General features: G+C 62.7%; 24 protein-coding genes and 1 pseudogene. 9 read left to right on the top strand and 16 right to left on the bottom strand.

From position 1 onward, the window contains the following. Window positions 1–21: 21 nt before the first annotated feature. From nuoJ to nuoN, 5 genes are read left to right on the top strand one after another with little or no spacing between them, the layout of a single operon-like run. Window positions 22–555 (top strand): NADH-quinone oxidoreductase subunit J, encoded by a 534-nt coding sequence (gene nuoJ, locus ACFOEV_RS18750; RefSeq protein WP_386776420.1) that lies wholly within the window; start codon window positions 22–24, stop codon window positions 553–555. After that, window positions 552–860, top strand: a complete 309-nt coding sequence (gene nuoK, locus ACFOEV_RS18745; protein WP_386776419.1) for an NADH-quinone oxidoreductase subunit NuoK — start codon at window positions 552–554, stop codon at window positions 858–860. Before nuoJ ends, nuoK begins: the two co-directional genes overlap by 4 nt. Further along, window positions 857–2728, top strand: coding sequence for an NADH-quinone oxidoreductase subunit L (gene nuoL / locus ACFOEV_RS18740; RefSeq protein WP_386776418.1), 1872 nt, complete (start codon window positions 857–859; stop codon window positions 2726–2728). The genes nuoK and nuoL overlap by 4 nt, the downstream gene beginning before the upstream one ends. A gap of 51 nt (window positions 2729–2779) precedes the next feature. Then, entirely contained in the window at window positions 2780–4363 is a 1584-nt protein-coding gene (gene nuoM / locus ACFOEV_RS18735) for an NADH-quinone oxidoreductase subunit M (RefSeq protein WP_386776417.1), read from the top strand. Then, on the top strand, window positions 4363–5805 hold the full coding sequence (gene nuoN / locus ACFOEV_RS18730; protein ID WP_386776416.1) for an NADH-quinone oxidoreductase subunit NuoN: 1443 nt from the start codon (window positions 4363–4365) through the stop codon (window positions 5803–5805). Before nuoM ends, nuoN begins: the two co-directional genes overlap by 1 nt. Window positions 5806–5835: 30 nt before the next feature. On the opposite strand, the gene ACFOEV_RS18725 is transcribed toward nuoN, so the two are convergent. The 5 genes from ACFOEV_RS18725 to ACFOEV_RS18705 form a co-directional block, all read right to left on the bottom strand. Beyond that, window positions 5836–7227: a TRAP transporter large permease gene (locus ACFOEV_RS18725; RefSeq protein WP_386776506.1), complete on the bottom strand. Its 1392-nt coding sequence runs from the start codon at window positions 7225–7227 to the stop codon at window positions 5836–5838. 23 nt (window positions 7228–7250) lie between these two features. Beyond that, entirely contained in the window at window positions 7251–7799 is a 549-nt protein-coding gene (locus ACFOEV_RS18720) for a TRAP transporter small permease subunit (protein WP_386776415.1), read from the bottom strand. 95 nt (window positions 7800–7894) lie between these two features. Next, window positions 7895–8737, bottom strand: a complete 843-nt coding sequence (locus ACFOEV_RS18715; protein ID WP_386776414.1) for an endonuclease/exonuclease/phosphatase family protein — start codon at window positions 8735–8737, stop codon at window positions 7895–7897. Further along, a complete protein-coding gene (locus ACFOEV_RS18710; protein ID WP_386776413.1) occupies window positions 8718–9350 on the bottom strand; it encodes a thiol:disulfide interchange protein DsbA/DsbL in 633 nt (210 codons plus the stop codon). Before ACFOEV_RS18710 ends, ACFOEV_RS18715 begins: the two co-directional genes overlap by 20 nt. Window positions 9351–9546: 196 nt before the next feature. Then, window positions 9547–10161 (bottom strand): c-type cytochrome, encoded by a 615-nt coding sequence (locus ACFOEV_RS18705; RefSeq protein ID WP_386776412.1) that lies wholly within the window; start codon window positions 10159–10161, stop codon window positions 9547–9549. 272 nt (window positions 10162–10433) lie between these two features. On the opposite strand from ACFOEV_RS18705, the gene yihA reads away from it, so the two are divergent. After that, entirely contained in the window at window positions 10434–11042 is a 609-nt protein-coding gene (yihA, locus tag ACFOEV_RS18700) for a ribosome biogenesis GTP-binding protein YihA/YsxC (RefSeq protein ID WP_386776411.1), read from the top strand. Here the strand turns inward: yihA and ACFOEV_RS18695 are convergent. From ACFOEV_RS18695 to amaB, 5 genes are all read right to left on the bottom strand, one after another. Next, complete coding sequence (locus tag ACFOEV_RS18695) at window positions 11039–11812, bottom strand: HAD family hydrolase (protein ID WP_386776410.1); 774 nt, start codon at window positions 11810–11812, stop codon at window positions 11039–11041. The genes yihA and ACFOEV_RS18695 overlap by 4 nt on opposite strands. A gap of 143 nt (window positions 11813–11955) precedes the next feature. Continuing rightward, window positions 11956–13323 (bottom strand): 2-oxoadipate dioxygenase/decarboxylase HglS, encoded by a 1368-nt coding sequence (gene hglS, locus ACFOEV_RS18690; protein ID WP_386776409.1) that lies wholly within the window; start codon window positions 13321–13323, stop codon window positions 11956–11958. A 108-nt stretch (window positions 13324–13431) separates the two neighbouring features. Further along, window positions 13432–14682 carry a 2-aminoadipate transaminase gene (locus ACFOEV_RS18685; RefSeq protein WP_386776408.1) on the bottom strand — a complete coding sequence of 417 codons (1251 nt, stop codon included), beginning with the start codon at window positions 14680–14682 and terminating at the stop codon, window positions 13432–13434. A gap of 168 nt (window positions 14683–14850) precedes the next feature. Further along, complete coding sequence (gene amaA, locus ACFOEV_RS18680; RefSeq protein WP_386776505.1) at window positions 14851–16131, bottom strand: L-pipecolate oxidase; 1281 nt, start codon at window positions 16129–16131, stop codon at window positions 14851–14853. A 92-nt stretch (window positions 16132–16223) separates the two neighbouring features. Continuing rightward, a complete protein-coding gene (amaB, locus tag ACFOEV_RS18675) occupies window positions 16224–17717 on the bottom strand; it encodes an L-piperidine-6-carboxylate dehydrogenase (protein ID WP_386776407.1) in 1494 nt (497 codons plus the stop codon). Between the two features lie 124 nt (window positions 17718–17841). Here amaB and gcvA point away from each other — a divergent pair, with 124 nt between their 5' ends. Further along, window positions 17842–18732 (top strand): transcriptional regulator GcvA, encoded by an 891-nt coding sequence (gcvA, locus tag ACFOEV_RS18670; RefSeq protein WP_386776406.1) that lies wholly within the window; start codon window positions 17842–17844, stop codon window positions 18730–18732. Window positions 18733–18734: 2 nt separating this feature from the next. On the opposite strand, the gene ACFOEV_RS18665 is transcribed toward gcvA, so the two are convergent. The 6 genes and pseudogenes from ACFOEV_RS18665 to argH form a co-directional block, all read right to left on the bottom strand. Next, the gene (locus tag ACFOEV_RS18665) at window positions 18735–19667 is read right to left on the bottom strand and encodes a tyrosine recombinase XerC (RefSeq protein ID WP_386776405.1); all 933 of its coding nucleotides are present in this window, start codon (window positions 19665–19667) and stop codon (window positions 18735–18737) included. After that, window positions 19660–20382 carry a DUF484 family protein gene (locus tag ACFOEV_RS18660; RefSeq protein WP_386776404.1) on the bottom strand — a complete coding sequence of 241 codons (723 nt, stop codon included), beginning with the start codon at window positions 20380–20382 and terminating at the stop codon, window positions 19660–19662. Before ACFOEV_RS18660 ends, ACFOEV_RS18665 begins: the two co-directional genes overlap by 8 nt. Before the next feature lie 34 nt (window positions 20383–20416). Further along, window positions 20417–21250 carry a diaminopimelate epimerase gene (gene dapF, locus ACFOEV_RS18655; protein WP_386776403.1) on the bottom strand — a complete coding sequence of 278 codons (834 nt, stop codon included), beginning with the start codon at window positions 21248–21250 and terminating at the stop codon, window positions 20417–20419. Beyond that, window positions 21250–22530 carry a diaminopimelate decarboxylase gene (gene lysA, locus ACFOEV_RS18650; RefSeq protein WP_386776402.1) on the bottom strand — a complete coding sequence of 427 codons (1281 nt, stop codon included), beginning with the start codon at window positions 22528–22530 and terminating at the stop codon, window positions 21250–21252. The genes dapF and lysA overlap by 1 nt, the downstream gene beginning before the upstream one ends. A gap of 86 nt (window positions 22531–22616) precedes the next feature. Further along, window positions 22617–22721, bottom strand: a pseudogene (gene lptM, locus ACFOEV_RS22430) (LPS translocon maturation chaperone LptM); the annotation flags it as partial. A gap of 1 nt (window position 22722) precedes the next feature. Continuing rightward, entirely contained in the window at window positions 22723–24126 is a 1404-nt protein-coding gene (gene argH, locus ACFOEV_RS18640; RefSeq protein ID WP_386776400.1) for an argininosuccinate lyase, read from the bottom strand. A 245-nt stretch (window positions 24127–24371) separates the two neighbouring features. Here argH and hemC point away from each other — a divergent pair, with 245 nt between their 5' ends. Beyond that, the gene (gene hemC, locus ACFOEV_RS18635) at window positions 24372–25313 is read left to right on the top strand and encodes a hydroxymethylbilane synthase (RefSeq protein ID WP_386776399.1); all 942 of its coding nucleotides are present in this window, start codon (window positions 24372–24374) and stop codon (window positions 25311–25313) included. Next, window positions 25314–26108, top strand: a complete 795-nt coding sequence (locus tag ACFOEV_RS18630; protein ID WP_386776398.1) for a uroporphyrinogen-III synthase — start codon at window positions 25314–25316, stop codon at window positions 26106–26108. Window positions 26109–26114: the final 6 nt, after the last annotated feature.

Raw genomic sequence — 26114 nt, 5'->3', positions numbered from 1 at the left:
GAGTCGTTAGAGGACAGGGACATGGAAATTGCATTCTACCTGAGTGGCCTGGTCGCCGTGCTGGCGACCCTTGGAGTCATCGTCAATCCCCATCCGGTACACGCGCTGCTGTACCTGATCGTCTCGCTGATCGCCGTGGCCATGGTGTTCTTCGCGCTCGGTGCGCCATTCGCCGGGGCACTGGAGATCATTATCTACGCCGGAGCGATCATGGTGCTGTTCGTGTTCGTGGTGATGATGCTCAATCTGAGCGAAGGAACGACCGCCCGCGAGCGGGCCTGGCTCGGGCCGCGCATCTGGCTGGGGCCGGCCGTCCTCGCCGCGGTGCTGCTGCTGGTGCTTATCGTCACCCTGTGGCGCGGCGACCTCGGCCTGGTCATCGAGGGCGAGACGCTGACCGCCAAGGCCGTGGGTACGGCACTGTTCGGCCCCTGGCTGGTCGTCGTCGAGCTGGCAGCGATGCTACTGCTGGCAGCACTGGTCACCGCCTCGCACGTGGGGCGATCGACACCGACAACGAATCAGGCGGCGCGTGCCAGGAGGGATGGCTCATGAGTGGCGTGCCGATGGAGCATGGGCTGGCGCTGGCCACCATCCTGTTCACGCTGGGCCTGGCGGGGTTGATGGTTCGCCGCAACATGGTGTTCGTGCTGATGAGCCTGGAGGTCATGCTTAACGCGGCGGGGCTGGCGTTCATCGTCGCCGGGACGGCCTGGGGGCAAGCCGAGGGCCAGGTGATGTTCCTGCTGGTGATCACCCTGGCCGCCGCCGAGGCCAGCGTGGGGCTGGCGCTGTTGATTCAGCTCCATCGTCGCTTCCGGACGCTCGATCTCGACGCCGCCAGCAGGATGCGCGGATGATGGGACTGCCGATGACCTGGCTACTGCCGTTGACCTTCCTGCTGCCGCTGGCGGGCAGCCTGGCGTTGGCCTTGTCGTTCGGGCGCCTGAGCGAGCGCGTCAGCGCCTGGATCGGCGTGGCCAGTGTCGGCCTGGCGGCCCTGGTCACGCTGCCGATCGCCTGGCGCTTCCTCGCAGCACCCGAAGCGAGCGGCGTCACGCTGTGGACCTGGATCGCCGTCGGCGATTTCCGTCCGACCATCGGCCTGCTACTCGATGGCCTGTCGCTGACCATGCTCGGCATCATCACCGGCGTGGGTTTCCTGATCCACCTGTTCGCTGCCTGGTACATGCGTGGCGACGAGGGTATCACCCGTTTTTATGCCTACATGAACCTGTTCGTGGCCAGCATGGTCCTGCTGGTGCTGGGCGATAACCTGTTGCTGCTGTTCCTGGGTTGGGAAGGCGTGGGGCTGTGCAGTTACCTGCTGATCGGCCACTACTATCATGTCGCCGCCAACGGTTGGGCGGCGTACAAGGCGTTCCTCGTCACGCGCCTCGGCGATACCTTCATGGCTATCGGCCTGTTTCTGCTGTTCCACGAACTGGGCACGCTGAACATTGCCGAGGTCCTCGAGCGTGCCCCCGAGGTCTGGGCCCGTGGCGAGATCACGGTCGAGTTGGCCGCACTGCTGCTGTTGGGCGGGGCGTTGGGCAAGTCGGCGCAGTTACCGCTGCATACCTGGCTGGCCGACGCCATGGCCGGCCCGACGCCGGTGTCGGCGCTGATCCATGCCGCGACCATGGTCACCGCCGGGGTCTATCTGATCGCGCGGATGCACGGCGTCTTCCTGCTCGCCCCGGATGTGCTCTTCCTGACCGGCATCATCGGTGCACTGACGCTACTGATGGCCGGTTTCGCCGCGCTGGCCCAGACCGACATCAAGCGTGTGCTGGCCTATTCGACCATGAGCCAGATCGGCTACATGTTCCTGGCGCTGGGAGCGGGGGCCTTCGAAGCGGCGATCTTCCACCTGATGACCCATGCCTTCTTCAAGGCGCTGCTGTTCCTGTCCGCCGGCGCGGTGATCGTCAGCTGTCATCACGAGCAGGACATGCGTCGGCTGGGCGGGTTGTGGCGACGCTTGCCGCTGGCCTATGCCGGCTTCGTCGTCGGTGGGGCGGCGCTGGCGGCGCTGCCGCTGGTCACCGCCGGTTTCTACAGCAAGGACGAAATCCTGTGGCAGGCGCTGGCGGCCGATCGCGGCGGGCTGCTGCTGGCCGGATTGCTCGGTGCCCTGCTGACCTCGCTGTATATCCTGCGCCTGATCGTCGCCACCTTTCATGGCGCCCCGGGCAGCGATAACGCCCGCCATCCCGAAGCGGGGCGCGGACTGGCTCACGGCCTGCCGCTGATCGTGCTGGCGCTGCTGTCGACCTTCCTCGGTGGCTGGTGGCGGCCCCCGTTGGACGACGTGTTGCCGGCGAGCCCCGGCGCCGGTCAGCATGCCGGGCACACGGTGCTGGAGATCGTGGCCTCCGCCACTGCCCTGGCCGGCTTGGCGCTTGGCGCCTGGCTATTCCTTTATCGGCGTGAGTGGCTGGCACAGCAGGTCTCACAGGGTTGGGGAGCCCGGTTATGGTGGCTCTGGCACCACGCCTGGGGCTTCGATGCCCTTTACGATCGATTGCTGGCACGCCCGTTCCGTGGCGGCGTGCGACGCCTGCGTGACGACTTCCTCGACGCGCTGTGCAACCTTGCCGCTCGGGCGGCGTGGTGGCTGCATCTGGGACTGGCCCGCACCCAGAGCGGCAAGCTGCGCCTCTATGCCACCACGATGGTGGTCGGCGCGACCCTGGTACTGCTGATGCTGTCCCTGGGGCCATGAGGTTCGCCTTCGACTCGAACCAGGAAGGAGAGAGGAGTTCGCGATGACGAGATGCCCACGACAGGAAAGGTGCTGTCCATGATACTGATCTGGTTGATCCTGATCCCTTTCTTCGGGGGCCTGCTGTGCTGGCAGGCGGAACGCTGGGGGGAATCGGTGCCGCGCTGGATCGCCCTGGGTACCATGGTGCTGGTACTGCTGATCACCCTGGGGCTGTGGTGGCATGGCGACTATCGACTGCCCCCCGGCGCCGGCGGGGAAGCCTCGCGCTGGGCGATGGAGTGGCGGGGCGAGTGGATTCCGCGCTTCGGCATCGAGGTGCATCTGGCACTGGACGGACTGTCACTGATACTGATCGCGCTGACCGGTCTGCTCGGGGTACTGGCAGTGCTGTGCTCGTGGCACGAGATCGTGCGCCGGGTGGGCTTCTTCCATCTCAACCTGCTGTGGATCCTGGTGGGCGTGGTCGGGGTCTTCCTGGCCATCGACCTGTTCCTGTTCTTCCTGTTCTGGGAAATGATGCTGGTGCCGATGTACTTCCTGATCGCGCTATGGGGTCATAGCGGTTCGGCAGGCAGGACGCGCATCAGGGCAGCGACCAAGTTCTTCATCTACACCCAGGCCAGTGGCCTGGTGATGCTGGTGGCGATCCTCGGCTTGGTCTTCGCCCATCAAGCCACTACCGGCGAATATTCGTTCAGCTACGAGGTGCTGCGCGAAACGCCGCTCTCCGACGATATGGCGATGTGGCTGATGCTCGGCTTCTTCGTCGCCTTCGCGGTCAAATTGCCGGTGGTACCGCTGCACGGCTGGCTGCCCGATGCCCATGGCCAGGCACCCACCGCCGGCAGCGTGGATCTGGCCGGGATCCTGCTCAAGACCGGCGCCTACGGCCTGCTGCGCTTTGCCCTGCCGTTGTTTCCCGAGGCCTCGCAGGCCTTCGCGCCGGTGGCCATGGGGTTGGGAGTGATCGGCATTTTCTATGGCGCGTTGCTGGCCTGCGGCCAGCAGGACATCAAGCGACTGATCGCCTATACCAGCATTTCGCACATGGGCTTCGTGCTGATCGGCATCTATGCAGGCACCGAGCTGGCGCTGCAAGGTGTGGTCATGCTGATGGTCGCCCATGCCTTCTCCACCTCGGGTCTGTTCATCCTCAGCGGCCAACTCTACGAGCGCCTGCATACCCGTGATATGCGCGAGATGGGGGGGTTGTGGGGTCGGCTTCCCGGCTTGCCCGGTTTCACGCTGTGCTTCGCCATCGCCTCGCTGGGCATGCCGGGAACGGCCAACTTCGTCGGCGAATTCATGATCCTGTTCGGTAGCTTCGCGGTGGTGCCCTGGGTGGTGGTGATCGCCAGTGGCGGCCTGGTACTGGCGGCCATCTATTCTCTGCTGCTGATGCAACGGGTGTACTTCGGTCCCGCCCAGGGGGAAGGGCGTTTCGCCCCCCTCGACCGGCGTGAGGCCATCATGATGCTCGGCTTGCTGGCGCTGGTGCTGTGGTTCGGGCTCTATCCCCAGCCACTACTGGAGACCAGCGGTGCCGCCATCGGTGAGGTAGGGCACCGGTTCGGTGCCTTCGAGCCGGCGGCCGGTTGGCCGTCGACCCTTGCTGGGGCGGAGGGGCGCTGATGCTGACCGCGACCCACTTGGTGGCCCTGATGCCGGTCATCCTGGTCTGCGCCACGGCGCTGGTGGTGATGCTGGGCATCGCCTGGCGGCGTCACCATACGGGGACGGCGCTGACCGCCGCCGCCGGTCTCAATCTGGCGCTGATATCGCTGCTGCTGGTCTGGCCGATGGCACCACTCGCCATGCCGCTGCTGGTCATCGATGGCCTGGCCCTGTTCGCGGGGGTGCTGATCCTGGTCTCCGCGCTGGCCTGTGTCACCCTGGCGCATGCCTATCTGGAGGGGCATGACGGCCCCCGCGAGGAGTTCTATCTGCTGCTGCTGTGCGCGGCGGCGGGCGGCATGGTACTGGTGGCCAGCCGTCATCTGGCGACCCTGTTCTTCGGCCTGGAGCTATTGTCGATGCCGCTCTACGGCATGCTCGCCTATGCCTTCCATGAGCGCCAGTCGCTGGAGGCCGGGATCAAGTACCTGGTGCTGTCGGCGGCGGCCACCGCCTTTCTACTGTTCGGCATGGCCCTGCTCTATGCCCAGAGTGGACGGCTGGATCTGGCCGGGCTGGCGTCGGTGCTCACCACCCGCCCTGGCGCCTGGGGTCTGGCCGGGGCCGGGCTGCTGCTGGTCGGCCTGGGCTTCAAGCTGTCCCTCGTACCGTTCCACCTGTGGACGCCGGATGTCTACGAGGGCGGACCGGGGCCTGCCGCCACCTTCCTGGCCTCGGCCAGCAAGGTGGCGGTATTCGTCGTGCTGCTGCGCGTGGTGCTGGAGGTGCCGGCTTTCCACACGGTGAGTGGTGTGCTGACGGCGCTGGCCCTGATCAGCATGCTGGTGGGCAACCTGCTGGCCCTGGCCCAGTCGAATCTCAAGCGTCTGCTCGGCTATTCGTCGATCGCCCACTTCGGCTACCTGCTGGTTGCGCTGGTGGTCGGCGAAGGACTGGCCACGGAGAGCGGCGGGGTTTACCTGGTCACCTATGTGGTGACCACGCTGGGGGCCTTCGGCGTGGTCACCCTGTTGTCCAGCCCTCACCGCGGCGGCGAGGAGGCCGCGGCGCTACACCATTACCGCGGCCTGTTCTGGCGGCGACCCTATCTCACCGCGGTGCTCACCGTGACCCTGCTGTCACTGGCCGGTATCCCCTTCACCGCCGGTTTCATCGGCAAGTTCTACATCATCGCGCTGGGCGTCGAAGCCGAACGCTGGTGGCTGGTGGGCGGCGTCGTCCTGGGCAGCGCCATCGGGCTCTACTATTACCTGCGGGTGATGGTCACCCTGTATCTGGTCGAACCGGGCATGCGCCGCCATGATGCGCCGCACGACTGGGGCGTACGTGCCGGCGGGGTGGTGGTCCTCGGCCTGGCGCTGCTGGTGCTGGTGTTGGGGATATACCCTGCACCGATGATCGAGTGGGTGAGACTGGCGGAGTTCATCACGACCGGGTAAAGAGCCGGCCCCGGAGGGCCGGCATGGTGCTCAGAGCACCGACGGCAGCCAGGTGGCGAGCCCCGGGAACAACGACAGGGCGCCGAGCATGGCGAGCTGCAGCACGATGAAGGGAATCACCCCCTTGTAGATCGCCGCAGTCGATACCGAGTCCGGTGTCACGCCACGCAGGTAGAACAGCGCGAAGCCGAAGGGCGGCGTGAGAAAGGAGGTCTGCAGGTTGACGGCGATCATGATGCCCAGCCAGATCGGGTCGATGCCCATGGCCAACAGCACCGGACCGACGATCGGCACCACCACGAAGGTGATCTCGATGAAATCGAGGATGAAACCGAGCAGGAAGATCACCAGCATCACCACCAGGGTCGCGCCGACCACGCCGCCGGGCATGCCTTCGAACAGTTCGGTGACCAATTCCTCGCCGCCGTAGGCGCGGAAGACCAGCGAAAACAGCGTCGCGCCGATCAGGATCAGGAACACCATGCTGGTGACATGGGTGGTGGTCTGTACCACGGCCTTGAGCGTGGGGCCATCGAGAGTCCGCTTGGCCAGCGCCAGTACCAGGGCGCCGAAGGCGCCGACCGCGGCGGCCTCCGTGGGAGTGGCGAAGCCGCCGAGGATCGACCCCAGTACCGCGACGATCAGGATCAGTGGCGGTAGCAGACTCTTGAGCAGCAGCGGCCACAGGCTGCCCTGGTGGTTCATGTCCTGCATCAGCTGTTGGCGATCGGCGGGCGGCGCCAGTGCCGGCTTGGCCCAGGCGGTGAGCGCGATGAACACGATATAGGCCACCACCAGGACCAGGCCGGGTACCAGGGCGCCGATGAACAGGTCGCCCACCGACAAGGTCTTGGGGCTCCACACGCCCATGTCCAGTTGGGCCTGCTGATAGGCGGTGGACAGGACGTCGCCGAGCAGCACCAGGGCGATCGAGGGGGGGATGATCTGTCCCAGGGTGCCGGTAGCGCAAATGGTGCCGGTGGCGAGTGCCGGCGAATAGCCACGCTTGAGCATGGTCGGCAACGACAGCAGGCCCATGGTCACCACAGTGGCGCCGACGATGCCGGTGGATGCCGCCAGCAGCATGCCGACCAGGGTCACCGAGATGCCCAGGCCGCCGCGCAGCGAGCCGAACAGCAGGGCCATGGCATCGAGCAGGGTCTCGGCGACCCGCGACTTTTCCAGCAGAACCCCCATCAGCACGAACAGTGGTACCGCCAGCAGCGTCTGGTTGGTCATGATGCCGTAGAGACGGTTGGGCATGGCCGACATGAAGCCTGCATCGAACGCCACGGCGATCCCCATGGTCTCGAGCGCCAGCCCGAGGCCGGCGAAGGCCAGCGCGGTGCCGGCCAGCGACAACGCCACCGGATATCCCAGCATCAGGACAAGGCAGATGGTGGCGAACAGCAGAAACGGCATATGGTCGAGTACGATTTCCACTGCTACAACACCTCCTCGTGCTCGGGAGGAGGGGCCGGCAGGCGGCCGCGCAGGATCAGAACCTGGCGCATCACCTGCGCGGCCCCTTGTAGCAGCAGCAGTGTCATCATCAGCGGGATCAGGGACTTGAGCAGAAACACGATGGGCAGATTGGCGTCCGACGTGCGCTCCAGGATTGCCCAACTGCTGATCACGTATTGCCAGCTGATGATGGCGATAAACAGCACGACCGGGGCCAGCAGCAACAGGGTGCCGCCGAGGTCGATCCAGGCTCGGCCACGTGCCGACAGCTTGCGATAGAAGATATCCACCCGCACATGACCGTCGTGCTTGAGGGTGTAGGCCGCCCCGAGCATGAACACCATGGCATGCATGGCCATCACCGACTCCTGCATGACGTTACTGTGTATGCTGAACGCATAGCGCAGCACGACGATGGCGAATTGCACCAGCATCATGATCAGGACCAGCCAGGCGATGCTGCGGCCGATGATGTCGGTAAAGGCATCGAGCCGGGTGAGCAGCGTCGGCTCGCGAGTCGCGCGATTCATGGGGCCTCTCGAGGAAAACAGTGGAGCGCAATCATCGCCGATCGAGCGTCAATCGTCATCCCCCGCGCTCGATGGCGGCTCCTGGAAGCGAGCCATCAGTGCTTGTCGGGATGCAAAAGCCCCGACAGTGTCTTGTGGCAGGCGCTGGGCAAGAGCACGTCGACGGCGATCGGCAAGTGGTCGGAGAACAACTGATCGAGCACGCGCACGTCACGGGCCACCAGCGAGTCGGACAGCAGGATATGATCGAGTGCGCGGCGCGGCTGCCAGGACGGGTAGCTCAACAGTGGACGTACCGGATGCAGGGGCAATGACGCGCAGAAGCGTGAATGGGAATGGAGTTGCTCCAGCGTGCAGTTGAGATCGCCCATCACCACCACATGACGCAGCGGGGTGATGATCTCGCTCAGGTAGTCGAGTTGGCGGATGCGGGCGCGGTGGCTCAGTGCCAGGTGGGCGACGAACAGGTGCAGGGCATCCTCGTCGTCGCCGTAACGGGCATGGATGGCACCGCGCCCCGGCAAGGTGCCGGGGAGACGATGCTCTTCGATGCGCGAAGGGTGCATGCGCGACAGCAGGCCGTTGCTGTGCTGGGCGACACGGCCCAGGTTACGGTTGAGCTGCTGGAAGTGGTGGGGAAAGCCGGCCCGGCTGGCCAGGTATTCCACCTGGTTGATGTTGCCGGAGCGAAAACTGCCCCCATCGACCTCCTGCAGGCCGACGATGTCGAACTGGCTCAGCACCTCGCCCATCATGTCCAGGCGGCGCATCCGCTTGGGATGCGGCAACAGGTGTTGCCAGCTGCGCGTCAGGTAGTGGTGATAGGCCGACGTCTGGATGCCGACCTGCAGATTGAAGGTCAGCAAGCGCAGATGACCGGGGGTCGGCAGCGGCGATCTTCCGTCGGCCCGGCCCAACTTACGGGTTCCTGTCGTCACGAACCTTCTCGATCAGAGCGGCAGCGATCTTCGGCATGTTCTCGAGACTGCCGGCGCTCGATGGGCTGATCACGTAACGGCCATCGACGATGAGTGCCGGAACCCCCATCAGCTCAAAGGCGCGCATGCGGGCATGGGCCTGGTTGACCTGACTTTTGACGCCGAAGGATGTCAGCGCCTGGCGGGCCTCCTCCTCGCTGACGCCATAGTCGCTGAAGAACTCGGCGATATCGTCGATGTCGGTGAGATCGCGACCGTCCTGGTGGATGGCGTCGAAGAAATCGTCATGCATCTCCTCGAGGATACCCAACTCCTGGGCAGCATAGAAGGCGGTGGCATGCTTGTTCCAGTCGCCGCCCATGGTGGCGGGCATGCGCAGGAAGGTCACGTCATCGGGCTGCTCGGCGACCCAGGCGTTGAGCGGGTCCTCCAGGCTGTAGCAGTGGGGGCAGCCATACCAGAAGGCCTCGGTCACTTCGATCTGGCCCTCTTCGACCTGGGTGGGCACTGCCTCATCGAGTACCTGGTAATGTTCGCCCTCGACCAACGATTGGGCCGAGGCCAGGGTCGACAGGCTAAGACCGGCGAGTGCGGCAACCATTATCTTGAACATGCAAAAACACTCCTTGACGGGCTCGATCGGAATACCCGTAGACGGTAACAGGAAACGACGCTGCCGGGCAGTTGCCGAGTGACATGTCGCGCCGTCGGCTTTGAGCGTACCGCACTGGCGATGGTTCCCGGTCTCGGCAAAACGACGGAAGGCGGCCCCAGGCCGCCCTCCGTGACTCCATCGCTCGTTACCGCGGTCAATGCAGGCCGTAGATATAATTGGCCACCGCTTGCATGTCGGCATCGCTCATCTTGGCGGCGATATCACGCATGATGGCATTGGGATCGTTGGTGCGCTCGCCGGCGGCGAACTTCTGCAGGGTCGACACGGTATATTCACGATGCTGCCCGGACAGGGCCGGGTAAGCGGCAGTGCCGATCCCCTCCCCGGTGGGCGTATGGCAGGCGGCGCAGGCGGGAATGCCCTTGGCCATGTCACCGGCGCGGTACAACTCGCGGCCACGGTTCACCAACTCCTCGTCGGGGTCGGCTTCGCCCAGGTTGGGGTCCTGGTTGGCGAAGAAGGCGGCGACGTCCCAGGCATCCTGATCGGAGAAGTCATCGACCTGACCGGCCATCTGCGGCACGACGCGATCGCCATCGCGGATCTGCATGATCTGCTTGGCGAGATAGGAGGCCTGCTGACCCGCCAGGTTCGGGAAGGTGCCGGAGGGGCTGATGCCTTGCTGGCCGTGACAGGCGGCGCAGGTTTGGGCCTTCTCACGGCCCGCCGCGGGGTCGCCTTCCATTTGTGCGTGGGCCACGCCAACGACGCCCATGGTAATTGCCAGGCTTGCCAGTAACTTTCTCATCGCTAATCCACTATGCCGTTTCGTTGTTAACCGGTAACGCCCTGGGCGCCCCAGGTTCTCTAGCGCACCGACGCTGAGCCGCCTTGAAGACCAGCAAGCGACCGACAGGCTGCGGACGGTTCGCCGCTGACAAGAGCACGGTGTACACTAGCGTGCCCCAGGTCGCAGACAAAAGACGCTGCATTATAACGGATCCCTTGAGGAACGTGAATGCAGGCCACTCGCCGCCCCGGGACACTTACGTCGTACGTCAGCCAGGATCCTCGATTGCCATGTCGCGTCTCAACTACCAGACTGCCAGCTTCCTCACCAGTGCGCCGACCCTGGCCCAGTGCCCTGCCGACCTGGGCGCCGAGGTCGCGTTTGCCGGGCGTTCCAATGCCGGCAAGTCCAGTGCGATCAATACCCTGACGCAGCAGAAGGCGCTGGCGCGCACCTCCAAGACGCCGGGGCGCACACAACTGATCAACTTCTTCACCCTGGCCGGCGGCGAGCCCCGCCGCCTGGTCGACCTGCCCGGCTATGGCTTCGCCAAGGTGCCGGAGCAGGTCAAGCTGGAATGGCAGCGTCACCTGGCCGAGTATCTTCGCGAGCGTCAGTCGTTGCGGGGGCTGGTGCTGGTCATGGACGTGCGTCACCCGTTGACCGAGTTCGACGAGATGATGCTGGGTTGGGCCGACGACAAGGCCATGCCGGTGCATATCCTGCTGACCAAGGCCGACAAGCTCAGGAGCGGCGCCGCCAAGAACGCCCTGCAGCAGGTACGCAGCCGCCTGCGGGAATGGGAGGACCTGGTCAGCGTGCAACTATTCTCGGCCCTAAAGCGCCAGGGGCTCGACGAGGCACGCGATCGTCTCGATGGATGGCTGGCAAGCGACTAGGAAGGCGTGAACACGCCTTGGGCTGCCGCTTCCAGCCGCGCCAGGAGGCCCGGTAACTCGCGCACGTGGCGCAGGCGGTAGACACCGGCCGGCAGCGAGCGCTCGGGGTCGTCATGGACATCGATCCAGGCCACGCGCATGCCGAGGCGACTGGCCGGCAGCACATCCTCGCGCCAGGAGTCGCCGACGTGCAGGGCCCGGGATGGTGCACTGCCGAGACGTGCCAAGGCGGCCAGGAAGGGGCGTGCATCAGGCTTGGGCGCGAGCATTTCCCCGGCGGCTATCCTTACCGGGAAGTGAGCCGCCAAGGGCAGCCGCGTCAAATCGGCATTGCCGTTGGTGATCGCCGCCAGGCGATAGCGGCCGCGCAGGTCGTCGAGTAGTGCCTCGACCTCGGGGTAAGGGCTCAGGCGGTGGCGCAGGTCGAGGAAGCGGTCGATGGCCGCCGCCGCCCACATGCGTGCCGCGCTGCGCGGCAGGCCGTACTCCTCCAGCAGCTCGGCCAGCGTCTGTTCGCGAATCCAGGTGAAATCGCCGCGACGCAAGGGATGACGCTGGGCCAGTTCCAGGCGGCGCGCCTGGTAGGCGGCCAGCGGGAAGCGCTCGCCGTAGCGTCCCTCGCGGTCGAGATGAGCCCCATGCCAGGCGGCCAAGGCTTCGTCGAGCCAGGCATAGTGTCCGTTTTCGGCATGTTCCATGACCGGGCGGTTGTCCCACAGGGTGTCATCGAGGTCGAAGGTCAGGGCGTCGAGCGGGGCATGGGTGGACATCGGGCATTCTCAGGGCATGGGATCGTCGTTGGGCGGGGTGCGTCATGCTTGGCTCATAAGCTGTCATATGTGTTCGATGAAAGCAATCGACTGAATACATCATTGAGATGAGCCTGGCTGTGATTCGGCCAGGCTGGCTTATATTATTGGTTGATTTGTTTCAATGTGTCGGCGATGGATTTCCTTTCGATTTCCGCGTAAATTTCTATCTCATCGTTAACAGAAGTTCCCAAGTGCCTTTCGAATTCCGCCTTGTTGGGGTTGCCTTCAAACATGGCGTTGGCTTCTTCTCCAAGGTTTGAGCGGAATATACCGGCGGCGCTGACTGGCAGGAAATCTTCATAGGTGATAGGCGTCGCTGAAACAGTTCCTGTCTGAACCAAATCTTCCAGGCTGTCGGGGTTTTCCACTTTTCCAGTCTTTTCGTTTACATCAAAGGTTGGTTGGTAATAGAAAAATACCAATCCTTTTTTCCTCAGTGATTCTTCATCGTCGGGAAACTCGGAGAAGGCGTCCCTCAGGTTTTTCTGATGTTCGCTGTTGTCCATCTTCCTTCCCTGGGCTTGGGATTTACGTAGCAGATGGTCGTATAGCTCACGCCCTTTTTGAGTGAGCGCGGCCCCTCGTTGTTCAATCTCTCCGAACCGAGCAGTATGACTGCCTTGCTGATCTCCTGAAAAGTTAACTGGCTCATCCAGAGCTTTGAAACTTGTTTGTCGCAACAGGACGGGGCAATTCCTGCGCGGGGGGCCCTCAATGATGGCTTTCGGTGAAATGCCATGTAGGGGCATCAGTCTTTGTACCTCATCAATGTTCAGCGTGCGAGGGGTCAAGTGGTTGATATGAGGGCCTCTGAAGCATACCACATCCGCTATTAGGCGATGCTCGGCATGCAGTGCTTCATAAGTGTCTTTGTCCACTGTCGAATCGCTATGCCAGCGAAAGGTTTCCAATGCCTCGGCAACGAATTCTTCGGTTTGCTCTAGTCTAAGCCCTTTATGCCTCTCGCACGTCTCAATGAGCTCTAGTGCCCGCTTTGTGAATATGTTTCTTGATGACAGAATTTCTGACGCTATTTTTCTGAGTTTTTTGTCCTCGATGAGATCGAGGCGTAGCAGGGAAGTGAATACTCGGAAAGGATTTTTCTGCAGAGACTCTTCGGTGATCGGCCGAAACGCTGTGGCGTGTACCGGTACTCCCGCTTCGGTGAGGTCATAATATCCGACGGGATACATGCCCATCACTGCAAAAAGGCGGCGTAGCAAGGAGAGTTCTTCGGCAGTGCCTACTCGAATGGCACCATGGCGTTCGACCCTTAAGCGGTTAAGCTCACCGCTTTTTTCCATTCTCGAGCGTAGCTGTTCATCATCCTCTAGCTCCGCGTGGTTTACCTGTGCCACCAAGTTAAGAAGATTGGCGTATAGTGGCACCTCTTTTTGATACATTTCAGACATTGCTTTTGAAAACATGTCGCGTATCAAGTCGGGTGATACATGATGGCTGCTTAGCATCTTTTTCCTCATCGATTATATACTATTACTCGGTTTCCAAAGTCTTGTGTGTTGCCAATAGTGCTTGCAACGGATACGATATTTTCGAGTCAGGCAGGCTCCTGGCGATCATGCCTGCAACGTTTCCAAGGCCTGCTCGATTTTGGATAGACCTTCCGACAGGTGCTCTGGCGAGATGGTCAATGGAGGGAGTAATCGCAGGACATTGCGTTTCCTGCCACTGGGCATCAGCAAGACGCCCGCGTGACGGGCCGCACTCAGCAAGGTGGCTAAATGTTCAGCCCCCGTGGCATTGAGAGTATCTTCAAAGACGATGCCCCGCATCGAGCCAATACCCGTCATGGCCCCCAGCATGGGAAAACGATGACTTCTTTTCCAGCGCTCATGAGTTTCCAATAAAAGAGACTCTTGGGTGTGCTTCCACTGAGCGAGGTTGGCGTCACTCATGTGTTCCATAACGACTTTGGCCGCAGCACATGCCACGGCATTGCCAGAATATGTTCCACCCAGTCCTCCTTTCGGAAGCACGTTCATCAGGTTCGTACGCCCGGCCACGGCAGCCAGTGGAAGTCCCGAAGCCATGCTTTTCCCCATCAGCAGCAGGTCGGGTTCGATGCCTAAGTGAGTAAAGGCAAAGCGGGTCCCGGTTCTTCCAAATCCTGATTGAATTTCATCCACGATCAGAACGATGCCTCGCTCGCCGCAGATCTTGCGCAAATGCTTTGCAAAGACATGATCGAGCAAACGAAAACCGCCTTCACCCTGGACGGGCTCGACGATTATGCAGGCGACCTCCTCCGACGGAATCTCGACCTCGAAGAGCCTATCCAGTGCCTGAGTGGCCTCTTGGGTACTGGCCCCATCGTCAGGACTGGGAAAGGGCAGGTGATAGACGGGGCCAGGAAGTGTTCCCAATCCGACCTTGTAAGGACTCACCTTGCCATTCAAGTTGAGCGCTGCGAGTGTTCTACCATGGAAACCGCCATCAAAGGCAATCACGGCCTGCCTGCCGGTGGCAGCCCGGGATATTTTCAAGGCATTTTCCGTGGCTTCGGCACCGGAGTTCGTCAGCATGCAGGAAAGCGAATAGTCAACCGGGATAAATGACTGCAGCGCTTCTGCAACATCCAAGTATCCTCGATGAGGAACAGCATTGAATGCCGAGTGCATGAGTTTGTCTATCTGATTCTTGGCAGCGGCGGTAATGGCGGGGTGGCAGTGACCCAGGTTAAGAACGCCTATGCCGCCAACAAAGTCAATGTAGCGTTTTCCGCTGCTATCCCATGCCTCAGCATTCAGCCCTTTTTCGAGGACGATCGGATGAATTATTCCCAAGGACTGGCTAACGCAGGGGGACATGGTGTTTCTCCAAAAGCAAGGCCATATGACTCATATCAAAGCAGATGCTAACTGTGAGACACAAACGAAAAAAACACCCACAACATTCCAAAATTTCATGGTGGGGTTGCAAAGTGCCATGATACAAAAAAGCCCTCCTCGGAGGGCCTTTTAATGTTCCATGAATTGCTAAATCAATATCTTGAGGCACTGTCCCGCATGGTACAGGGAGAAGCCGGTTTCATAAGCGGCTTTCCATAGCTGTCTTCCTGAAATCGGCCGGGATGGTTGCATTTTCAATGGAAGAAGTCGGTCATCATTATTGACTATGTAATGCGCGAACCCTTTTCCAACTACCGTCCCCGTAGTAATGCCTCGCCCGTTGTAACCGGTGACTGCCAATATGCCTGGCGCAGGTTCGAAAAGCCTAAGCGTGTGATCGGGAGTGAAGGCAATTCTTCCTGTCCATGTACACTCCCATTCCACTTCTCCAAGCTGAGAGAAATAGTGCTTTCTCACACGGTTGGCCCAGCACTTTATGTATGACAAGGGCTTGCCGTCACCACGCCCCAGGCTACCCAGGATCAACCTTCCTTCGCTATCTCGGCGAATGCTGCTTAGTACGGTGCGTGTGTCCCATGCGCCCTGGCGTTCAGGCAGGATATCGGGAAGGGTATCATCCGCTAGCGGGCGGGATGCCACTTGGAAAAAATATCCAGGGAAGAAGTTGTTGCGCACCTGGTTCCAAGCATCTTCGGTGTAGGCATTGGTCGCCAGTACGATCCTTTGGGCCGTGATACTGCCCTTCGGTGTGGTGGCACGCCAGCCATCCTTGGCTCTGTCCACCCGCAGGACTGGGCTCTGTGTGTAAATGTCCGCTCCGGCCGACTGAGCCGCGCGAGCCAACCCTCTTGTGTATGCAGTAGGGTTCAGCGTGCCTGCCCGCCGATCGAGAAGCGCTCCCTCGATACGTTCGGTCCCGGTCAATCTTTGGCAGTCGTCACTGCCGATAAGCTCTACAGGAGCACCGCGACTTTGTAACTGATCACGGCGCCTTGCCAGCTCCTTGGCTCCTTTGGCGTTGTGTGCCAAGTGCAGCGTACCAGTGCGCGTCGCATCACACGCTATATTGTGCTTTTCGATTATGTCGAAAACTTCGCCGGGCGCGTTGCCAAGGATAGCATTTACCCTTTCTCCACTTTCCTTGCCAAGCGTCTTGACAATATCATCCGGTGGAATCCAGAGGCCTGCATTTACCAACCCGACACTGCGCCCCGAGCCACCGCTGGGGATTTCCTTGGCTTCGATGAGCGAAACTGTAATGCCTTGCTCGGCCAAGTGAAGCGCTGTAGATAAACCTGTAATTCCGCCTCCGATGATACAGACGTCGGCATCCTGCTGTGAGTCAAGTATGGAAGAGACGATAGGTGATTCGCGGGATGTGGCTTCCCATAAACAACGTGTTTCCATCAAGATAGCCTCTTTCCAGATGACGATGCCGGTGCCCACTCCTAGGCGAATACCCCCTGGGTACTTTCAAGCCCAGGGGGTATGACAATCAATCAATCGAATTTTATGCCTTGGGCCAGTGGAAGCTCTCGAGAGTAGTTGACCGTGTTCGTTTGACGGCGCATATAGCTCTTCCAGACATCGGATCCGGATTCACGCCCACCACCGGTTTCTTTCTCTCCGCCGAAGGCTCCACCGATCTCGGCGCCACTCGGACCAATGTTGACATTGGCAATGCCACAGTCACTACCGACAGCGGATACGAAGGTTTCGGCTTCTCGCACATCGGTAGTAAACACGCAGGAAGACAGGCCCTGAGGCACGTCGTTGTTCATGGCCAGGGCGTCGTCGAAGTCGCGGTAACCCATGACATATAGGATGGGGGCGAACGTCTCGTGCCTGACCAGCTCGTCCTGTTGCTCGACCTCGACGATGGCAGGGGAGACGTAATAGCCGTCGGGGTAGGACTCGGCCAGCTGACGCTCGCCGCCAACGATTTTGGCACCCTGCTGGCGCGCGCGCTCCAGAGCGGACTGCATCTGCTCGTAGGCCTGGGAGTCGATCAGCGGGCCGACCAGGTAGCCTTCCCTGGGATCGCCAATGGAGATATTGGCGTAGGCCTTCTTGAGGCGATCGACGACCTCGTCACGGATGGATTCGTGAACGATCAAGCGGCGAAGTGTCGTGCAGCGTTGCCCCGCCGTTCCGACCGCAGAGAACAGAATGGCACGCACCGCCATGTCCAGATCGGCGCTGGGTGCCAGGATCATGGCATTGTTGCCACCCAGCTCGAGAATGCTGCGTCCGAAGCGGGCGGCGACACGCGGCGCGACCTCGCGGCCCATACGGGTGCTGCCGGTAGCGCTGATGAGCGGGATGCGAGGGTCATCTACCAGACGCTCGCCGGCATCTCGGTCACCGAGGATCACCTGACTGAGGTCTTTCGGGGCATCGTCGCCGAACTCCTCCATGGCGCGTTCCAGCAGGGCCTGGCAGGCCAGGGCGCAGAGCGGCGTCTTCTCGGAGGGCTTCCACAGCAGGCTGTTGCCACAGACCAGGGCCAGCGCAGCGTTCCATGCCCATGGCGCTACCGGGAAGTTGAATGCGGTGATCAGGCCGATCGGACCCAGGGGGTGCCAGGATTCGCGCATATGGTGACCGGGACGCTCAGAGGCGATGGTCAGCCCAAAGAGCTGCCGTGATTGGCCAACCGCGAGATCGCAGATATCGATCATTTCCTGAACTTCCCCCAACCCTTCCTGGAGGATCTTTCCGCACTCCCAGGTGACCAGTTGGCCCAGATCTTCTTTATGATCGCGTAGCTGCTGTGCAAAGAGCCTTACCAGTTCGCCGCGACGAGGAGCGGGCACTTTCCTCCAGGCTTCGAAGGCCTGCTGGGCTTTGGCAATCCGTTCATCAACAGCCTCAGCGCCTTCCAGCGACACTTGTCCAATAACGCTGCCATCAATGGGAGTTCTAACCGTGTAATTCCCATTCCGGTACAGGTCGTGAGAGACGCCGAGGCGTTTCATGATAGAGTCAATCATTCTTTCTCCTATCGTTCTTGTTGACGCGTGAGGGGTCCGGTTCAGTATCGATGGGGGTCTTGACCGCGGGCAAACGACGTTTAAGATAGACATCATTCCTAATTTTCATGAATCGGGTTTTCTCATGAATCGCAGGCACTTACCCTCACTGTCCTCCATGCAATGCTTCGAGGCGTCTGCTCGCCATTTGAGCTTCACTCGCGCGGCAGAGGAACTGAGCCTGACACAAAGTGCCGTGAGCAAGCAGGTGGCTCAACTGGAAGCCGCGCTTGAGCATAAGCTTTTCAGACGGGTGAGAAAGCGGCTTCAATTGACCCCTGAAGGCTCCTTGTATTTGACGGAGGCGCGCAAGATTCTTGCCCAGGTCGAGATGTCTACCCGGTATATGCTGTCTTACGGCGGGGAAAGCGAGGTGCTTAATGTCACCACGTTGCCTACGTTTGGGGCGCGATGGCTGATACCGAGGCTTAATGGTTTTAGATATTCGCATCCCGGGATATATCTAAATATCACCAATCGTGTGGAACCGTTCGATATGGAGAAGGAGCGGGTGGACGTTGCTTTCTTTTATGGACATGGGGCTTGGCCAAAGACCGAATGTGTCAAGATACTCGATGAAGAGGTCGTGCCTGTGTGCTCGCCCTCAATCGCTCCGCAAACGCCTTTTGATGATCCCTTGCAATTGACGCAACTCGTCTTGTTGCAGAGTGCCACACGGCCAGAAGCTTGGCACGATTGGTTCGAGGCGCAAGGCCATTATACTGAGCATAGCTATCATGGGCCTCGCTTCGATACCTTCTATATGGCGATTCGCGCTGCCCAGGCGGGGTGTGGCGTCGCTTTGATTCCCAGGTTCCTGGTGACCGAGGAACTGGAGGAGAGGAAGCTGATCATTCCCTGGCACTTTTCTCTGAAAAGTCGTGATGCGTACTATATGGCTTGCCCGGAAAACATGGGAGAGGTCACCAAAGTGAAGAGCTTTATGGAGTGGATCACTGCCAGGATCGATGGTTAGGCTTATTTCTTTTTCTTTCGAGTTTCACTGCGCCGCGCCCGCGGGTGGGCGGCATCGTAGCTGGCTGCCAGGTGCTGCCAGTCGAGCCGGGTGTAGATCTGGGTCGTCGACAGGTTGGCATGACCGAGCAATTCCTGAACAGCGCGCAGGTCCTGGCTGGACTCCAACAAATGGCTGGCGAAAGAGTGCCGCAGCCTGTGTGGATGCAGATGCTCGGCCAACCCCCGCTCCTTGGCCAGGTGCGCCAGGCGCTGCTGGATGGCGCGATGCCCCAGACGCTGGCCACGTACTCCGACGAACAGAGCGGTTTCGCCGCTTGCCGCCAACTGTCCGCGGACCTTCAACCATGCAGCGAGCGCCTCTTGGGCGCGACGGCCGACCGGCACCTGACGCGGTTTGCTGCCCTTGCCCAGCACCCGCACACGGGTGGGCTGGAGGTGGCCGAGGTCCAGCGCCGCCAGTTCGGCCAGGCGCAGGCCGCTGGAATACAGCAGTTCGAGCATGGCCTGGTCACGCTGCGCCAGCGGCGAGCCGTCATGCGGGGTATCCAGAAAGCTCGCTAATCGGTCGACATCCAACGGATGAGGCAGATGCTTGGGTTGCCGCGGGGCCTGGGTCAGGCTGACCGGGTTGTGGGTAAGGCGCCCGATACGAACCAGGTAGTCGGCGAAGCGCGATAGCGCCGCACGGCGCCGGGCCAGGCTGCGCGGCGCCAGGCCGCGGCTGCGCTCGCGGCCCAGAAAGCGGCGCAGCAGTGCGACGTCCAGCGCCTGCCAGCCGGGCAGGTCGCTTTCGCCGGCAAAGGCGGCGAAAGCAGCCAGGTCGCGGCGATAGGCGTCGAGCGTCGCTGGGCTGGCGGTACGCAGCAACTCGGCGAGGAACGCCTCGATATCGGCGCCGAGCGCCGACTCCGCCATGCGGGGGCCCTCAACCATGCCGTCGCTCGGCCAGTCGCACCAGCAGCCGCGCCACGACTTCGCCCAGATACTCGGTGAACAGGGTGTCGAGACTGGCGCGGAAGTATTCCGGATCGGGGCTGGCCAATACCAGGTAGCCCAGCGGCTCGCCCAGGGTCAGGCGGGTCAAGGCGCAGGAGCCGGCCTGTTCCGGGGGCTGGGCGTGAGGCAACAGGCGTTGCCAGTCGGTGCGGCTCAGGCGCGTGCAGCGGCTGGTGCGGCCGTCGAGCAATGCCGCCAGGCGCAGACCGGCGGCATCGTCGAGCACATGGCGCGGCGCCTGGGGCGGATGCGGTTCCTGGTCGGTCAGCGAGGCGGGACACCACAAGGCCACCGCCGGGGTGCGGAAGCGTTCGGCGAGCTGGGTCGCCAGCGCCTGGCCCAAGGCATCATTGTCCTCGGCTTCGAGCAGGGCGAGTACCAGCTCGCGGGTACGGCGATACTGGGCTTCGTTGTGTCGCGCCGACTCGAGGAGCTGCTCGAGGCGCCACTCGGCGTTTTCGGCACGCTGTCGCAGGTCGTGGATCAGGCGCTCGAGCAGCGAGGTCGCACCCCGCGCCTCGGGGTGCGGCACCTTGAGTTGTTGCAGCAGGCCCTCGCGACCGACGAAGAAGTCGGGGTGTCGGGCCAGCCATTGGGCGACCCGATCGGGATCCAGCGTCTGACGCGGTTCGGGAGCCTGGGCTCGAGGCATGCGAAGTTCTCCTGTCGCAAGGGGGGTGTGAGGGTCAGCTCAGCGCCACCCGACCATCGAAGACACGTTCGGCGGGACCGGTCATCAGCAGGCTGGCGACGCCGCCGGCCCAGGTGATGGTCAGGTCGCCGCCGCGCAGGTGCACGGTCACCGGGCTGTCCAGCAGGCCCTGGCGGATGCCGCAGGCCACGGCGGCACAGGCGCCGGTACCGCAGGCCAGGGTCTCGCCGCTGCCGCGCTCGAACACCCGCAAGCGGATTTCCTGGCGCGAGACGATCTGCATGAAGCCGACATTGACCCGCTGGGGAAACCGCGGGTGGGCCTCGATCAACGGCCCCAGATGGGCTACCGGGGCGTCGTCCACGTCGTCCACGCGCAGCACCGCATGCGGATTGCCCACCGAGACCACGGCGATCGTCACGCACTCGCCCTCGACGTCCAGGACATGGGTGAGAGACTCCTCGTCGGCGATGAACGGCAGCGCCTCGGGGGCGAAGCGTGGCGTCCCCATATCGACGCTTACCCGGCCATCGTCCTCGCTCCTCAGCGTCAGGGGACCGCCACGGGTCTCGACACGAATCTCGCGCTTGTGGGTCAGGCGCTGGTCGCGCACGAAACGCGCGAAGCAGCGTGCCCCGTTGCCGCAGTTTTCCACTTCGCTGCCATCGGCATTGAAGATGCGATAGCGAAAGTCCATGTCCGGGTCGAGAGGGGGCTCGACGACCAGCAGCTGGTCGAAGCCGATGCCGAAGTGGCGGTCGGCCAACGCCCGGATCTGTTCGTCGCGTAGCCGCGCGCGTTGGGTGACCAGGTCGACGACCATGAAATCATTGCCCAGACCATGCATCTTGGTGAAGTGCAGCAGCATCAATCGACCTCCGGCCCATCGCTGGGTAACAGGGACTCGCCGGCCCACAGGTCTTCGAGGCGCTCACGCTGGCGTATCAGGTGGCTACGGTCGCCATCGACCATGACTTCGGCTGGGCGCGAGCGACTGTTGTAATTCGACGCCATCACGAAACCGTAGGCACCCGCCGAGCGTACCGCCAGCAGGTCGCCGGCGGCAATCGCCAGCTCGCGATCCTTGCCCAGGAAATCACCGGTTTCGCACACCGGTCCGACGACATCATAGATGCCCGGCTCGCGGGGCGCGCGCGTATCGACCGGCAGGATTGCCTGCCAGGCCTGATACAGTGCGGGGCGGATCAGGTCGTTCATGGCCGCGTCGACGATGGCGAAGTTCTTGGTCTCGCCGGGTTTGAGGAACTCGACGCGGGTCAGCATCACGCCGGCATTGGCGGCGATCGAACGGCCCGGCTCGAACAGCAACGGCAACTGGCGCTTGCCCTCCCGCTGCGACAGGCGTTCGAGCAGCGAAGCCGCATAGTCGAAAGGCGCCGGCGGACGCTCGCCTTGATAGGGCACGCCCAGGCCGCCACCGAGATCCAGGTGCTCGATCTCGATGCCGCGTTCGGCAAGCTTGTCGAGCAGCACCAGCAAGCGGTCCAGCGCATCGAGAAAGGGCGAGAGTTCGGTGAGTTGCGAACCGATGTGGCAGTCGATTCCCACCACCCGCACATTGGCCATGCCGGCAGCGATTTCGTAGACGTTCAAAGCCTCGTCGACGGGGATGCCGAACTTGTTGGCCTTGAGCCCGGTGGAGATGTAGGGGTGCGTGCGGGCGTCGACATCGGGGTTGACGCGCAGCGATACCGGCGCGATCTTGCCTCGTTCGCCGGCGACCCGGTCGAGCCGCTCGAGCTCGGGCAGCGATTCGACATTGAAGCACTTGATGCCGACGTCCAGCGCGCGGGCCATCTCCCCGGCCTGCTTGGCGACGCCGGAGAACACCACCTTGGCGGGGTCGCCTCCCGCGGCGAGCACTCGCTCCAATTCTCCCTGGGAGACGATGTCGAAGCCGGCACCGAGGCGTGCCAGCAGGTTCAGCACCGCCAGGTTGGAGTTGGCCTTGACCGCGTAGCAGATCAGGTGCGGATGACTGCCCAGCGCCTCGGTGTAGGCGCGAAAATGCCGCTCCAGGGTGGCCTTGGAGTAGACATAGCAGGGCGTGCCATAGCGCTCGGCGATGCTCTCCAGGGGCACGTCCTCGCCGAACAGGACGCCGTCGCGGTATTCAAAATGATCCATGCTCAGTTCTCGTCTTCGCTGTCGCTGGTGGTATCACCGCCGCTGCGGCTATCGTCGTCGTCTGCTTCCTCGCGTGCTGCGCCAGTGCCGTAGCGTTCCGCCGCCGCCTCGTCGCCAGGCAGATAGAGGGGGCCTTTCTGGCCGCAGCCGGCGAGCATCACCAGCAGAGTGGTGGTGACAAGCCAGCGCATCTCAACGCTCCTCGCGGAGGCTGGCCAGGGCGTCACGGGCACGTTGCGCCGCGGCGCGGACCTGGTCCGGGGCGGTGCCGCCGATATGGTTGCGTGCGGCGACCGAGCCTTCCAGCGTCAGCACCTCGAAGACGTCGGATTCGATCTCCTCCGAAAACTGCTTGAGCTCGTCGAGCGTCATCTCGGACAGATCCTTTTTCTTGCGGATACCGTAAGCGACCGACTGACCGACGATTTCGTGGGCATCGCGGAAGGCCACGCCGCGGCATACCAGGTAATCGGCCAGATCGGTGGCGGTGGAAAAGCCCTTGCGCGCCGCCTCGTACATGTTGTTGGCCTTGGCCTCGATGGCCGGCACCATGTCGGCGAAGGCCTTGAGGCAACCCAGCACGGTGTCGAGCGTGTCGAACAGCGGCTCCTTGTCTTCCTGATTGTCCTTGTTGTAGGCCAGCGGCTGCGACTTCATCAGCGTCAGCAGGCCCATCAGATGACCATAGACGCGCCCGGTCTTGCCGCGCACCAGCTCGGGCACATCCGGGTTCTTCTTCTGCGGCATGATCGAGGAGCCGGTGCAGAAGCGATCGGGCAGATCGATGAAGTCGAACTGGGCGCTGGTCCACAGCACCAGTTCCTCGCTCATGCGCGACAGATGCATCAGCAGCAGGCTGGCGAAGGCCGTGAACTCGATGGCGAAATCGCGGTCACTGACGGCGTCCAGGCTGTTTTCGGCGGGACGCGCGAAGCCCAGCAGTTCCGCGGTGACGTGACGGTCGATGGGATAGGTGGTACCCGCCAGTGCCGCGGCACCCAGTGGCAGCACGTTGACACGTCCCCGGCAATCGCGCAGGCGCTCCTGGTCCCGCGCGAGCATTTCCTGCCAGGCCAGCAGATGGTGACCGAAGGTCACCGGCTGCGCGGTCTGCAGATGGGTGAAACCTGGCATGATGGTATCGGCTTCGCGGGCGGCCAGCTCGATCAGCCCTTCGCGCAGGCGAATCAGCTCGCTGTCCACCGCATCGATCGCATCGCGCAGGTACAGGCGGATGTCGGTGGCCACCTGGTCGTTGCGCGAGCGGCCGGTGTGCAGCTTCTTGCCGGTGATGCCGATCTTCTCGGTGAGGCGTGCCTCGATGTTCATGTGCACGTCTTCGAGCTTGACCGACCAGGCGAAGGTGCCGGCGGCGATTTCCTGGTCGATTTCCTGGAGCCCGGCGATGATGGTGTCGCGCTCCTCGTCGCTCAACACCCCGACCCGGGCCAGCATGGTGGCGTGGGCAATGGAACCCTGAATGTCGTGGTGGGCGAGGCGCCGGTCGAAGTCCACCGAGGCGGTGAAGCGCTCGACGAAGGCGTCGGTGGGCTCGCTGAAACGCCCGCCCCAGGACTGATTGGTTGGCTGCGACATCGAACTGGATATCCTGCATTGTTGACGTAAGGAGTTGCAGAGAAGTGTACCAGAGTCGGCCCGGCAGGCGAGGGTCGATGCAGGGTAATGCGCCAGGGTCGTGGTGGGACATTTTTCCTGGTCAGGCGCGTGCTTTATGATAGGGGGCGATGGAAGACAGGCCGCCCACGCGACACTGGCTTTTGACCACTGCTTTATCCACCGGAACGGTCCGACGGACCGTGCCCGCCCACAGGGAGATCACCGTGCGCGCCGACAACACCCTGCGTATCGCCACTCGCAAGAGCCGCCTGGCCTTGTGGCAGGCCGAACATGTGCGTGACCGGCTGCAGGCCGTCCACCCCGGGCTCGAGGTGGAATTGGTGGCGATGTCCACCCGCGGCGACAAGATCCTCGATACGCCGCTGGCCAAGGTGGGTGGCAAGGGACTGTTCGTCAAGGAACTGGAAGAGGCGATGCTCGACGGCCGCGCCGATATCGCCGTGCACTCCATGAAGGACGTGCCCATGCATTTTCCCGAAGGACTGGGCCTGTCGGTGATTCTCGAGAGCGCCGAGCCCACCGATGCCTTCGTTTCCAACGACTACCGCGCGCTCGACGAGTTGCCCGAGGGCGCGCGGATCGGCACCTCGAGCCTGCGCCGTGGATTGCAGTTGCGCGAGGCGCGTCCCGACCTGGAGATCCGGACCCTGCGCGGCAATGTACAGACGCGCCTGGGCAAGCTCGATGCCGGGGAGTTCGACGCCATCATCCTGGCCACCGCCGGCCTGAGGCGCCTGGGGCTGGGCGAGCGGGTGGCCACGGAACTGCCTCCCGAGGTGTGCCTGCCGGCCTGTGGCCAGGGCGCGCTGGGAATCGAATGTCGCAGCGACGATGCCGAGCTGATCGCGCTGTTGGCCCCGCTCGACGACCTCGCCACCGCGACCCGGGTGCGTGCCGAGCGGGCCATGAACACACGGCTCGACGGGGGCTGCCAAGTACCCATCGGTGGCCATGCGGTGTTCGAGGACGATGGCCGGACCCTGTGGTTGCGTGGTCTGGTCGGCAACCCCGAGGGAACTCGGGTATTGCGCGCCGAGGGTCGAGGAGACGCCAGCGAGCCGGAGACGCTGGGCGTGCGGGTCGCCGAAGACCTGCTCGAGCAGGGCGCCGGCGAGATTCTGGCCCAGGTCTATGGCGACGCGTGAATGGGCACTCGGCCACGGATAGTGATCACACGGCCAGGCCGGCGGGCCGTGCCCTTGGTGCGCGCCATCACGGCGCTGGGGGCCGAAGCCATGCCGCTCGAGGTCATGCGTCAGGAGGTCCTGCCCGAAACCCAGGCCATGCGCAGCGCGTGGCTTGACTTCGACCAGTTCGCCAAGGCGGTGGTGATCAGCCCATTCGCCGCCGAGTGCCTGGCCGAGGCGCTGGACCGTTATTGGCCGCAGTTGCCCGTGGGGCCGCACTACTATGCCGTCGGTGGCGCCACCGCCGAAGTGCTGCACGAACGGCTAGGCGTGCGTGTGCATGTCCCGCCGACCGGTCAGGGCGACTCCAGCGAGACGCTGTTGTCACTGCCCTCGCTGCAGGCGCTCGATGAGCAGAAGATACTGCTGGTGGCAGGCGAAGGAGGTCGCCCGCTACTGGCCGATACCCTCGAGACGCGTGGCGCGCGTCTCACGCGTCTGGCACTCTATCGACGTATCCTGGTGGCGCCGGATGATGCCAGCGCCGGGATGTTGGCACGAGGCGACTTTGCGGCGCTGGTGGTGAGTAGCGGAGAAATGCTCGAACATCTGGCAGGATGGTGCACGCAAGCCACGCTGAACCGAACGCTGATCATTTCCAGTCAGCGTCTGGCTACACTGGCCGGCAGCCTGGGATTCCGCGACCTACGTGTAGCGTCGGGGGCCACGCCGGCCGCCTTGGCGGCGGCGGTTGCCGAGGCCTGCGACCTGGATGATGCCGATGTCGATCACGACGATCTTGAAAAAGGCTAGCGACAG

The sequence above is a fragment of the Litchfieldella rifensis genome (assembly GCF_042646605.1).
Taxonomy (GTDB): domain Bacteria; phylum Pseudomonadota; class Gammaproteobacteria; order Pseudomonadales; family Halomonadaceae; genus Litchfieldella; species Litchfieldella rifensis.
The sequence above is the reverse complement of the archived record's forward strand: the minus strand, read 5'-3'. Positions and strand labels throughout refer to the sequence as shown.